The organism is Desulfofundulus salinus (genome assembly GCF_003627965.1).
Classification (GTDB): domain Bacteria; phylum Bacillota; class Desulfotomaculia; order Desulfotomaculales; family Desulfovirgulaceae; genus Desulfofundulus; species Desulfofundulus salinus.
Window position 1 is genome coordinate 565,376 of sequence record NZ_RBWE01000001.1, and the last position, 12,056, is coordinate 577,431.

Annotated in this window: 12 protein-coding genes and 1 tRNA gene; 8 read left to right on the plus strand and 5 right to left on the minus strand. The window is 54.3% G+C overall.

What is annotated here, in order from left to right; all coding sequences use genetic code 11:
- Positions 1-162: 162 nt before the first annotated feature.
- The 3 genes from ytaF to polA all read right to left on the minus strand — a co-directional run bounded on the left by ytaF (position 163) and on the right by polA (position 4,398).
- Positions 163-810 (minus strand): sporulation membrane protein YtaF, encoded by a 648-nt coding sequence (gene ytaF, locus D7024_RS02925; protein ID WP_121450451.1) that lies wholly within the window; start codon positions 808-810, stop codon positions 163-165.
- Between the two features lie 85 nt (positions 811-895).
- Positions 896-1,720 carry a DNA-formamidopyrimidine glycosylase gene (mutM, locus tag D7024_RS02930; protein WP_121450452.1) on the minus strand — a complete coding sequence of 275 codons (825 nt, stop codon included), beginning with the start codon at positions 1,718-1,720 and terminating at the stop codon, positions 896-898.
- An 11-nt stretch (positions 1,721-1,731) separates the two neighbouring features.
- On the minus strand, positions 1,732-4,398 hold the full coding sequence (gene polA, locus D7024_RS02935) for a DNA polymerase I (RefSeq protein ID WP_121452434.1): 2,667 nt from the start codon (positions 4,396-4,398) through the stop codon (positions 1,732-1,734).
- Between the two features lie 176 nt (positions 4,399-4,574).
- Between polA and D7024_RS02940 the strand changes: the two genes are divergently transcribed.
- From D7024_RS02940 to D7024_RS02960, 5 genes are all read left to right on the plus strand, one after another.
- Positions 4,575-6,059, plus strand: a complete 1,485-nt coding sequence (locus D7024_RS02940) for a S41 family peptidase (RefSeq protein ID WP_121450453.1) — start codon at positions 4,575-4,577, stop codon at positions 6,057-6,059.
- A gap of 99 nt (positions 6,060-6,158) precedes the next feature.
- Positions 6,159-7,658, plus strand: a complete 1,500-nt coding sequence (locus D7024_RS02945; RefSeq protein WP_121452435.1) for a DUF7986 domain-containing protein — start codon at positions 6,159-6,161, stop codon at positions 7,656-7,658.
- 79 nt (positions 7,659-7,737) lie between these two features.
- The gene (locus tag D7024_RS02950) at positions 7,738-8,349 is read left to right on the plus strand and encodes a DedA family protein (RefSeq protein ID WP_121450454.1); all 612 of its coding nucleotides are present in this window, start codon (positions 7,738-7,740) and stop codon (positions 8,347-8,349) included.
- A 134-nt stretch (positions 8,350-8,483) separates the two neighbouring features.
- Positions 8,484-9,707, plus strand: coding sequence for a D-alanyl-D-alanine carboxypeptidase family protein (locus D7024_RS02955; RefSeq protein WP_121450455.1), 1,224 nt, complete (start codon positions 8,484-8,486; stop codon positions 9,705-9,707).
- A gap of 121 nt (positions 9,708-9,828) precedes the next feature.
- Positions 9,829-9,903: transfer RNA gene (locus D7024_RS02960), tRNA-Val, on the plus strand.
- On the opposite strand, the gene D7024_RS14915 is transcribed toward D7024_RS02960, so the two are convergent.
- Entirely contained in the window at positions 9,889-10,053 is a 165-nt protein-coding gene (locus D7024_RS14915; RefSeq protein ID WP_207666885.1) for a hypothetical protein, read from the minus strand. The two genes, D7024_RS02960 and D7024_RS14915, sit on opposite strands and share 15 nt — an antisense overlap.
- Positions 10,054-10,255: 202 nt before the next feature.
- Between D7024_RS14915 and D7024_RS02965 the strand changes: the two genes are divergently transcribed.
- A complete protein-coding gene (locus D7024_RS02965) occupies positions 10,256-10,441 on the plus strand; it encodes an aspartyl-phosphate phosphatase Spo0E family protein (protein WP_243113669.1) in 186 nt (61 codons plus the stop codon).
- A gap of 64 nt (positions 10,442-10,505) precedes the next feature.
- Here the strand turns inward: D7024_RS02965 and D7024_RS02970 are convergent, their stop codons facing one another.
- A complete protein-coding gene (locus D7024_RS02970) occupies positions 10,506-10,928 on the minus strand; it encodes an efflux MFS transporter permease (RefSeq protein WP_125185608.1) in 423 nt (140 codons plus the stop codon).
- A 189-nt stretch (positions 10,929-11,117) separates the two neighbouring features.
- On the opposite strand from D7024_RS02970, the gene D7024_RS02975 reads away from it, so the two are divergent.
- Both D7024_RS02975 and D7024_RS02980 read left to right on the plus strand, forming a co-directional pair.
- Positions 11,118-11,453 carry a nucleotidyltransferase domain-containing protein gene (locus D7024_RS02975; protein ID WP_121450457.1) on the plus strand — a complete coding sequence of 112 codons (336 nt, stop codon included), beginning with the start codon at positions 11,118-11,120 and terminating at the stop codon, positions 11,451-11,453.
- The gene (locus tag D7024_RS02980) at positions 11,450-11,869 is read left to right on the plus strand and encodes a HEPN domain-containing protein (protein WP_243113670.1); all 420 of its coding nucleotides are present in this window, start codon (positions 11,450-11,452) and stop codon (positions 11,867-11,869) included. Before D7024_RS02975 ends, D7024_RS02980 begins: the two co-directional genes overlap by 4 nt.
- Positions 11,870-12,056: the final 187 nt, after the last annotated feature.

Sequence of the window (12,056 nt, forward strand, 5' to 3'; positions counted from 1 at the left end):
AGACAAGCAGTCATCACTCCAAAAATTTGCTTGCGGGCAGTTGCAACACGGATGTTTTCATACTATATACAAGCAATTCGCCCTGTAAGTCCAGGTTCCTGCACTGAGGATAAATGAGTGAGGGGGACGGATTGGCCGGCCCCGTAGCCGCTGGAGCATAAATTACTGCAATTTGAATAGCCCCAGCAAGATTAATATGCATCCGGGCAGGGCGGAGAACTGGCGGCCAAGAGCGGTGGCACCAAACCCCCGGCCGGCCAGCAGGCCCGCATAAGTGGTAATTATATGCCCGGCGCCAACTAAAAGGGCGGTGAGCACCAGGTCGAAACCAAGCATGGAAAAGGCAAAGCCGGCGCCGAAGGCGTCCAGGGCCAGGGCCAGGCCCAGCAGGATGGCCTCCCCGGCAGAGATCACGCCCGAGCGGTCCAGGTCGGCCCGGTGGGGTTCCCGCAGTACCTGGACCATTACCCCAAGGGTGCGGATCCTTATTTGGACCACCGTTTGGGGTTCCTCTTCACAGTCAGACGGTCCAACTCCTTTTTTCCCTTCCCTGAGAGCCTGGAACATTATCCAGAGCCCGATGAGGATTAAGATGATCCCGCCCAGGCGCCGGGCGAAGCTTATGGAGATGGCCTGGGCCACCAGGTTCCCGGTGATCATGGAAAGGCTGATGGCCGTCACCGACATGAGGCTGATGATCAGTACGGAAGAAAAGGGCAGCCGGATACCCCTTACCCCGTAGGCTACCCCGGCTGCGAAGGCGTCCATATTCAGGGCGAGTGCAAAGATGAGGATGGTGAATAACTCCACTGACCAGTCCCTCCCGGGTGGTTTTTAAAGTCTCCTAACCATTTGTATGGGAGGAACGGCCGAATGGTGATTTTAAAAGCCCAGGTTACTTCTGGCATCCGGGACAAAAGTAGGCGCTGCGGCCGCCCAGGCGCAGGCGTTCGATAGTTTTGCCGCACCGCATGCAGGGCCGGCCGCTTTTGCCGTAAACCCTTAGTTTTTCTTGAAAGGTACCGGCCTGTCCCGTGCCGTCCACATAGTCCCTCACGCTGGTACCCCGGCTGGCAATTCCCTCTTCCAGCACCTCCCGGATGGTTTGGAAAAGGGCCTCCACTTCCCCGGGAGTGAGGGTGTTTGCCTGTCTTGAGGGGTGCAGCCCCGCCCGGTGGAGGGCTTCATCTACGTAGATGTTGCCCAGGCCGGAAATAAATGTCTGGTCCAGTAAAAGGGTTTTTAAACGGGTGCGCCGCTTTTTTAATTCCTTTTTGAAAAAATCTATGGTAAATTCCCCGCTTAAGGGCTCCACCCCCAGGTCTTTCAACCCGCTGACGGTCTTGAACTCCTTTGCCGGCACCAGCCAGAAGCGGCCGAACTGGCGCATATCGGTAAAGCGCAGCTGGTGGCCGTTGTTCAGGTGAAAAATCAGGTGGGTGTGTTTTGACCGGGGTTCATCCGTGGCGGTGTAGACCAGTCGCCCCGTCATGCGCAGGTGCACGACCAGCATCAGCCCCCGTGAAAGGGAGATTAAAAGGTACTTGCCCCGGCGGCCCACGTCCAGGATCCTTTTGTCCACCACCAGGTGGCAGAATTCCTCCGGTGAGGGTGTCTGGATGATTTTGGGGAGATAGATATTTACACCGCAGATGGTGAGACCGGGCAATTTTTCCTTCAGGGTGCGCTTGACCGTTTCTACTTCCGGTAATTCAGGCATCTGCTTCGCTCCTAAATTTTTTTCACCTCGTACCAGTTTGGCCCCAGCTTCATGTCTACCACCAGCGGGACGTCCAGCACCAGGGCGTTTTCCATGTGCCGCCGGACCAGTTCGGAAACCTCCGGCAGTTCCCCGGCAGGCATGTCGAAAATCAATTCGTCGTGCACCTGCAGGATCATCCTGGTGGCCAGTCCCCGCTCCTTTAATTCCCGGTGGATACGCACCATGGCCAGCTTGATGATGTCGGCGGCGCTGCCCTGAATGGGTGTATTGATGGCGGTACGCTCGCCAAACATGCGCACGTTGCGGTTGGCGCTAAAGAGATCCGGCAGGTAGCGGCGCCGGTTTAAAAGAGTGGTTACGTAGCCCTTCTCCCTGGCCTGCTGGATGGTGCGCTCTATAAAAGCCTTTACCCCTGCGTAACGGGCAAAGTAATTTTCAATGTATTGCCGGGCTTCCTGGCGGGAGACGTTAATGTCCCGGGCCAGGCCAAAATCACTGATGCCGTAGACAATACCGAAGTTGACCGCCTTGGCCCGGCCCCGCATATCGGCCGTTACTTCGGTAATGGCCACGCCAAAAACCTCGGCGGCCGTGCGGGTGTGGATGTCCTGGCCCTGGCGGAAGGCTTCCAGCAGGTTGGGATCCCCGGACATGTGGGCCAGAATCCGCAATTCGATCTGGGAGTAATCGGCGGTAAGGATCAGGTTTCCCTCCCGGCGGGGGATGAAAACCCTTCTGATTTTGCGTCCTTCCTCCATGCGGATGGGGATGTTCTGCAAGTTGGGATCGGAGCTGGATAGCCGTCCGGTAGCCGTTACCGTCTGGTGGAAGGTGGTATGCAACCGGCCCGTTTCGGGATTGATCAGGGCGGCCAGGCCGTCAACGTAGGTGGATTTTAATTTCATCAGCTGGCGGTATTCCAGTACCAGAGGAACAATGGGATGAGCGCCGGCCAGTTCCTCCAGCACGGAAGCATCGGTGGAATAACTTGTTTTGGTTTTTTTGATTACGGGCAATTCCAGCTTTTCAAAAAGGATGTAACCCAGCTGGCGGGTAGAGTTGATGTTAAATTGTTCCCCGGCCAGCTGGTAAATCTGCTCCGCTATAGCGGCGAGCTTTATCTCCAGTTCCCGGGACATTTCTTCCAGGTATTGTTTATCCACGGCCACCCCGGTCATTTCCATGTCGGCCAGGACGGCTACCAGGGGCAACTCTACTTCGTAATACAACCTTTCCATTTCCGCCAGGCGCAGCTTTTCGGCCAGCAGTTCCGACAGGCGCCAGATGACGTCGGCCCGGGCCGCCAGGGCTTCCTCACCCCGGGCGGGCAGGACAACTTTTAAATGTTCCAGGGCCAGGTCCGCGAGTTCCTGGTTGGCCGAGGCGGGATTGAGCAGGTACGCAGCCACCATGGTATCAAAAGCCAGGTTGTTTAAGGCGAGGCCGTGCTTTTGTAAAAGCCACAGGGCGCTCTTGCCGTCATGGAGGAGCTTTTCTGTATCGGGGTCGCGGAAAATCCTGGCCAGGGCATCCAGGGCTGCCGGGTTGCTGGCCGGGTCCCCCGGTTCCAGGTAAAAGATTGATAGATAGGGTGCTTCCGGACTGTCCCCGGGGGCTTTTAATCCCAGGGCCGCCGCCACTATGCCTTCCTGGCGGCTCCCGCTCAAAGCTATAGCCACCCGGCCCGCGCGCCGGCACAGTTCCACCAAACGGGATAAATCTTCCCGGCCGGTGAGGTGCCGGAAGGTTACCCGGTAGGTTTCCACCTCCCGGGCAGGTTGCCTGCCTTCAGCTTCTTCTTTTTCCCCCAGCTCTTGCCTGATGACCCGGATTAAGGTTTTAAATTCCAGCCTGCTGAAGAGGGATAGCAACTGATTATAATCCGGCCCCGGCCAGCGAAAAGCATCCAGGTTAATCTCCAGGGGTACCTCCCGCTCAATGGTGGCCAGTCGTTTGGATAACAAAGCCTGCTCGTGATACTGGCGTATTTTATCCCGCTGACGGGCGGGCAGGTCGTCCACATGGGATACCACTTCTTCCAGGCTGCCATATTCCTTAAGTAAGGCTTTAGCCGTTTTGGGACCAATTCCCGGTACGCCGGGAATATTGTCGGAAGGATCTCCTACCAGCCCTTTATAATCTGGAAACTGTGCCGGGGTAATGCCAAAACGTTCCCATACCCGGCCTTCAGTGTATTCCTCCAGTTCACTGATTCCCTTACGGGTGAGGAACACCCTGGTCAGGGGTGAAACCAGTTGCAGGGTATCCTGGTCACCGGTAACGATAATGCTGGAGATTCCCGCTTGCTCTGCCCGGCCGGCCAGCGTACCTATTAGATCATCAGCCTCGTATCCCTCACACTCCAGCACGGGGATGTTCATGGCCGCTAAAACTTCTTTGATCAGGGGGAACTGGGGGCGCAATTCATCGGGGGTACCCGGACGGTGGGCCTTGTAGTCCTCATAATGATCGTGGCGAAAGGTAACCCTCCCCTTATCAAAGCAAACGGCTGCCAGGTCGGGTTTGACCTCTTTGAGGACTTTAAAAAGCATATTGGTAAAACCGTAGACGGCATTGGTTGCTACCCCTTGACTGGTCGCCAGGTGGGGTATGGCATGAAAGGCCCGGTGGGCCAGGCTGTTGCCGTCCAGGATTAGAAACGTGCTTGCCTGCAAAACCACGCACCTGCCTTTTTTTTAATTATTTCACCGTGTAAATCTGCAATACCTTCCGCATAAAAATGTTGATAAATTTAAACATGCCCCTGTTTTCTTTCGGAGGTTCCGGCAGGAGATTAACCCGGGCAGGGCGAATTACAACTTATGGATCATAAGCTTTGAGGTGAGCCGGTTTGCAAATAAGAATAATCCTTTTGGTGATGGCTTTATTATTTTTTCTGCCTGTTTTTCCTGCCGGTGCGGGCGACGACCTGGAACGGGCAGCTGCTACGGTGTCAGAAGTGATGGACTATGTTTACCATTACCATATTGCCCGTCCCGGTGTGGACCAGCTGGTTGACGGGGCCATTAATGGCCTTTTAAGCAGGCTGGGTGACCCTTATACGGAATATTTTACTGCCGAAGACCTTGATAATTTTACCAATTCCCTGGAAGGAAATTTCGCCGGAATTGGCGTGGAACTGGAAGGATGGCCCCCTTACCCGCAGGTGGCCAGGGTACTGCGCGACTCACCTGCTTACCGGGCCGGAATCAGGGAAAAAGACCTGATTATCCGGGTGAATGGGGAAGATACAGCCGGGTTGACCCTTTCCCAGGTGGTGGAAAGAATTCGCGGTCCTGCCGGTTCCCGGGTGCAACTGACCATTCGCCGTGGAGGTGTTCCCGATTTCAATGTGGAACTTGTACGGGAAAAAGTGAGCAGTTCCACGGTTGAATGGGAGGTGCTTCCTGGAAATATCGGCTACGTTAGAGTGCATTTTTTTAGTTCCAGGACGGTCGAGGAATTTGGTATCCTGATGCAGGAATTCCGGGCCAGGGGGATCAAGGGAATGATCCTGGACCTGCGTAACGATCCGGGGGGATACCTGCAGGCTGCCGTTGATCTGGCCGGTTATTTCTTGCCGGCCGGTCAGGTGGTAGTCACCACGGTGGACCGGAATGATCAAAAGGAAGTTTATTATACCGCCGGTAAAACCCCTGCCCTTGATCTGCCCCTGGTGGTCCTGGTCAACAACATGAGTGCCAGTTCCGCCGAAGTTCTGGCCGGAGCATTACAGGACTACCGGCGGGCAGTGCTGGTGGGCGACCGTACTTACGGCAAGGGGGTTGTCCAGGCCATCATTCCCCTGGAAACGGGAGGTGCACTGAAATTAACCATTGCCCGTTATTTAACTCCGGGAGGCAGGTCAATTGATGGCCGCGGCGTTGAGCCCGACCGGTGGGTTTCCACGCCATCCCTGCAACTGGTGGCTGCCCGGCAGGAATTGCAGCCCCGGTCACCGCGTACCGTATTATTTAATCTATCGGGTACCGGTGTCTTCGTTAACGGGGAAAAAATAAGCGATCATTTATCACCCCTGATTCAGGCCGGGGAAACCTGCGTTCCCCTGCGATTTACCCTGGAGGCTCTGGGGTTCAGTGTCCACTGGCAGCACGAAGGTCATAAGGTTTTAGCCCGCGCCGGTGACCGGGAGCTTATTCTGGACGTGGGCATGAAAACGGCCATAATCGGGGGACAAAAGTTGGGATTGGGATCTCTCATGATCCGGGGAGGAAGTATATACCTGCCGGTTTCCCTTTTTTCCCGGTTGGGAGTAAAAGTCGAACGGGAGGGGGAACAACTAAAACTGGAATTATTGCCGGTTAAGCAGGAATAATGCTGCCCGTGTTGAATCACTTAGAATAAACTAAAATAAACAAGAATGATTGCACAACCCGCGGGCCAGGTTCGCTGCCGGTAAAGGAGGTGTTTTGGAATGGCTGACTATCTTTGCCCTTGCGGGAGCGGGAAGTCTTATCGTAACTGCTGTGGTATCAGGGAAAAGGTAATTTTTTTGGAACAGTACAGGTGGCGGCGTGCCGGTCAGGAGTTACGCCGTAAACTGGGCGAATTTGCCGATAGCCAGTGTTTTGCCCAGGAAGTGGTTAAGGCGCAGGAAAAGTATCTCAATTGCCTTGATCCGGAACTGGTTGACCGCGATGACGAATTTACCATGGAAAGATGCTTTGAATGGTTTATTTTCGATTATGTTCTCCCTGACGGGTTAACCATCATTGAAACTTTCCGGCAGAATCCTGATCTCTCGGAAAGGGAGCAGGCCTTACTGGCAGACTGGGCCGCGGCGAGGATTTCCCTTTATGAAGTGCTAAAGGTTCTGCCCCGCAAAGGGGTTGTGTTACGGGATCTCCTTCAAAAAAGGGAACTAAAGGTACATGATATAAATGCAGCTGCCGAGCTTCAGCCGGGGACTATCCTGCTTATGCGGGTTTTAAAGGTGGGAGACGAGTACGAGTTTTCTACCAGTGGTCTTGCTTTACCGGGTTTCTGCAAAGATGTCCTGTTGAAAAAGCTGCGCCGGGACCTGCGGTTTTATGCCCGGAAACGGAATGCTCCTACCAGGCAGGTGCTCAGTGATTACCTGCGGGATCGTTCCCATATCATCAACGCCATCGTGGTGGAGATGGGGTTTAATTATACCCTGCCCCATTTAGTTGATGATAGTGAGGGAGACGAGTATTTTCCGCCGGTCAACGATGCCCTGTTTGACAGGATTTCGGCCCGGATTGCCCAGCAAATTACCGAGGCTGTGTTGGATGAATATTACGACCGCTGGATCGATAAGCCCGTTCCGGCCCTGGATGGGAAAACTCCCCGGGAGGCCTGCCGTACTGCCGAAGGCAGGGCCAGGCTGGAAGAGCTATTTCGCGAACTGGAATTGGTGGAAACCAGCCGGGAATTAAAGGGAGAACCCCATTATGACCTGCAGAAGCTGCGTCGCAAGCTGGGGCTTTTGCCGGCCGGTGGGAATGCAGAGGAGGGTTCCCGGGAACAGGAGAACTTTAAAAAGCCCGAGGATTACCAGTGGCCGACGGTAACCCATGCCGATGTGGCCCGGGGTGTGATGGAAGACCTCCGGGTGAGAGGTTACGGGCCGGGTCAGGTTCAGGGAGCTCTGCACCTGTGGCATGACTACTGTTCCAAGGTGCAGCCCTCCTTTCGCAAGCCCGAGCTGTGGGTGGCCACGGTGGTATATGCCATGGCCCGCCTGGAGTGCGACCATCGAATCAGCCAGCACGAGCTGGCCAGGCAATATGGGGTGGCTCCCTCGAGTATCTCGGCCAATTTCCGGGCCATGTGCCGGGCGCTGGATCTGGTGGTCTTCGACAAGCGCTATTCCACACGCAAGTCGCCGCTCGCCGGACTGAAGGAAGCTGATCCGCTTCTGGCCCAGATACTGGAGAACCTGAAGTTATAACCCTGGTTGAGATACATGATATTGCAAGGGAAAAGGGCGGGTTAAGCACCCGCCCTTTTTCAGGTGGAGGGATTGCTGGTTGGGTTATCTTTCTTCCTTACTGGAAATTGTTGTTGAATGGGTGGTTGGTTTTATTTCCGACCTGGGCTATTGGGGGATTGCCATTGGCATGGCCATTGAGAGTGCCAATATACCCCTGCCCAGCGAGGTCATCCTCCCCTTTGGCGGCTACCTGGTATCCACAGGCCGGTTGGATTTCTTCTGGGCGGCAATGGCCGGTACCATTGGCGGTACCGTGGGGTCGATCATCTCTTATTTTATCGGTTTGTGGGGTGGACGCCCTTTTTTACTGCGTTACGGGCGCTACATTGGGATTTCCCACAAACACTTCGAACTGGCAGAGAGATGGTTTCATCGCTATGGTGAGGCAACGGTATTCTTCACCCGGTTGATGCCTGTTGTGCGTACCTTTATTTCCTTGCCGGCGGGAATCACCGGCATGAACTTTCCCCGTTTTGTCATTTACACCTTTTTAGGTTCCTTGCCCTGGTGCTTTTTCCTCACCTACCTGGGTGTAAAAATGGGCCAGCACTGGCAGGATTTGAAATACTGGTTTCACCGCCTCGATCTGGTGGTGGCCCTTGTGCTGCTTGTGCTTGTGCTTTACCTGTGGCGCAAACGGAAAAGATAGGCCGGATTTTGTCCGGCTGACGGGCATTGAACGAGTTCTGTTACAACCAGCCTTTTCTTACGGCTGGTTTTTTTTGTTTTCATAAAGCGCCCGGCAGGCGAGGAAAAATAAAGGGGTGAAAGGAAGGGGTCGCTTTGAAACGGAAAACAGGTGAAAAAACGGGCGACAAGATGCCCTTTAAAAACTCAGCCGTCATCCGGTATTCCTTTATTTTAAGCCTGACATTGTTCCTGTCTGGCGCTTTGCTTTTATCCTTCCCTGCGCCTGCAGGAGCAGTCCCGCCTTCTGTCACTGCAGATGCTGCCGTGCTCATGGATGCACGCACGGGGCAAATCTTCTATGATAAAAATGGCCTGCAGAGGCGCGAGCCGGCCAGCCTGACCAAGATCATGACGGCTATCATTGCCCTGGAGTACGGCCGTTTAAACGACGTGGTAACCGTAAGCCGCAATGCCGCCGCCGTAGGCATGGGTTCCGTGCTGGACCTGCGCGCCGGCGAAAAAATTACCCTGGAAAACCTGCTCAAGGCCGCCCTGATTATGTCGGCCAACGACAGCACCGTCGCCATCGCCGAACATGTGGCCGGCTCCGAAGAGGACTTTATCAGGATGATGAATGCCAAGGCACCGGTCCTGGGGGCCCTGCACACACGCTTTGCCAATACCAACGGTTATCATGATCCCCGGCATTATACCTGCGCCCGCGACCTGGCCGTGATTACCCGTTACGCCCTGCAAAACCCCCTTTTTAACCGGATGGTACGCACCCGGGAAACAACCATCAGCTTTTGTGATTCCAAGCGGAAAGAAACCATTTCCAACACCAACCGCCTTTTGCGCGAAGGCAGTTGCCCGGGCATTGACGGGGTAAAGACCGGTTCCACCCCCCGGGCCGGCAATTGCCTGATTGCATCGGCCACCCGGGGCGATCGCCAATTGATTGCGGTGGTGCTCCACAGTGCCAACCGCTACCGGGACGCCGTCACCCTTCTGGACTATGGTTTTAACGAAGTGGAACGGGTGACCCTGGGTGCTGAAGGGGAAGAGGTGGCCCGGCTACCCGTTTCCAACGGCCTGGCCGGTACGGTACCCGTTGTTATTGCCACCCCCGTGGAGGTTGACCTGGCCCGCGACCAGCTTTCCCGGGTGCGAAGGGAAGTCAGGATGGTGCCGTCTCTTACCGCCCCCGTTAAGGCTGGAGAAAAAGTGGGCGAAATCACTTTTCGTTTAAAGGATGAGGAACTGGGCCGGTCGGCCCTGGTGACTGCACGGGACGTACCGAAAAAAGGCTTGTTTGCCCGCTGGCGAAAAGGTACCCGGGCGAACACACCCAATGGCAGGGAAATTATCCGCGAATGACCCAGCGCAAAGAGGCTCACATTATGCAGTCTGATTTTCTGGCCAGGCTACAACTTTCCCGGGGGCACCCCTTGACATCCTCCCCGGTTTGCGTCATAATATAGGTGTTATAACCGCATACGGGCGGGTAGTTCAGTGGGAGAACGTCTGCTTGACGCGCAGAAGGTCGTAGGTTCAATTCCTACCCCGCCCACCAGGAAAATAAAGGTGTCGTCAGCCCATCATTAGCCTTCCTGAACGGAAGGCTTTTCTCTTTGCCTTCAGAAGTTCGTTTGGTCGCCGCCCGCTTCACCAGCTCCGGGCTGGTGTGGGTGTAAATATCCAGCGTGGTTTGCAGATTGTTCATAACTGATGGATAACTCCCACAACCCGCCAAAACAATATTTTTGCCAGACCTGGAAGCCAGTTCAGGAGTTGCCCAGGTCTGGATCAATTTTTTGGGGGTGGTGAATATAAGATTTCTTTTTGTCACCGTTCGACAGGTTTTTTCTTGACGCATTTTCCTGGAAGTGGTTCAATTGAACCTGGTGCAAATTGGCGGAAGGGGGATGCTTCTGTTGGATCTTGGCAGGGTGATCCTGCGGCTGGAGAAGGCCAGGAGGGAGCTCCTGGCTACCGACCCTGGCGATAAAGAAAAGCTCCTGGCGGCCAGTCGTAAATTGGACGAGTTGATCGTGGAGTATTATCGGGCGAAATTAGGCCCCAAAATGGCGGGGTCGGCAGCAGGTAGATAACTTTTTCCGTTCCAGGGCAGGAACCCGCACGGAAAATTGGGAAAAATATCAGGTTTTGACACCCTCATTCCATTGCCGGCTGGTCATCCCACCGCGCCTTTAATTCCCGGTCCTCGAGAAACAGGGAAGCCATCAGACCCCCCGTCAAAAGGATGGCTCCGATGAAAAACCCGTGGGTAATACTGAGAGAAAAAGCATGTTTCAGCAGAGACAGGCGGGGATCGCCGGGCATCTGCATCAAACGGCCCAGAACCTGACCGGGATCAATTTTTGCCGGTGCACCGGGTGGCAAAAGATCCGCCAGACGGTGGCTTAAATCGGTCAAAACAATATTGCCGGTAAGGGCGCTGCCAAAAACGCCGCCAATACTGCGGAACAAGTGGGAAGCGGCCGTAACTGTTCCCAACTCCGTGCGGCGCACGGTATTTTGTACGGCCACGGTAAAGGTGGGCATGGCTATACCCATTCCGGTACCGCTGATAATCATGCCGGCGACGGCCAGGGGTACCACCGCGCTTGAGGTAAGAATGTAGGCGGTGGCCAGCCAGCTATAGAGGTCCAGTCTGTGTAAAGCGTGAAAAAAGCGGCCGCCTTTTGGCTTGTCGCTTTACGTTGCTCATGCTGACAGGATATGGTATAATCCATTCAATCAGCTTTTCGAAGGAGTGAAGTACTTATGATGGCCTTCTTGAATCCTCTGGAAGAAAAGGCCATTCGGGAGTTTTCTTCAAAAGTTAAAAGTTCACTTGGCAAAAACCTCCTCGACCTGAAACTTTTCGGTTCAAAATCAACCGGTAAATTTCATGAGGAGTCCGATATTGACATTCTTGTTGTTGTAAACGAAAGGGATGAGCAACTTTTGGATGCCATAAGCGAAATCCTCCTGGATGTCGAGCTAAAGTACAATTCCATGCTTTCCCCCGTGGTTTTAACGGCCGCCGAGTTCCTGCAGAACCAAAAACACCAGACCCTGTTTTACCACGAGGTAGCGCGGGACGGGGTGACCCTGTGAGCGAGACGAACCTTGACCTGGTCAGGCACCGCTTCCAAAAAGCGCGTGACCACCTGAAATCCGCGGAAATATTGTTGGATGCGGGGATGTACAGCGATTCCCTGAGCCGTTCTTACTATACCATGTTTGCCGCGGCCCGGGCGCTTTTGGCATTAAAACAGCTTGATAGTAAGAAACACAGCGGCGTGATTTCCCTATTCAATCAGCACTTTGTTAAACCCGAAATCGTCGACCGGGCAACAGGCAGGGATTTGAGCAAAGCCAGGGTCAGAAGAGAATCATCCGACTATACCGATTTCTACCTGGTTACCAAAGAAGAAGCCGCCAGCCAGCTGGAAACCGCGAAGAGATTCCTTGCGAATATTGAAACTGCCCTTGAGAGAATGATGACGGGCCTGGAAAATAATAAGTTATGAGCTTTGTGAATGTGTCGTTGCGAGCGGCACATTTTTTCTGTTCAGGAATTATATAACCCTCGGCAAGAGCAACTTTCTGGTCGATTCCAACAGGTATTAAATATTTTAGTTTTACCGAGAACTTGAAGCTGGGTGGCGAAAACCTGAAACGTTGCCATCGCCCATAGAGGAATCTGAGCTCTGCTTC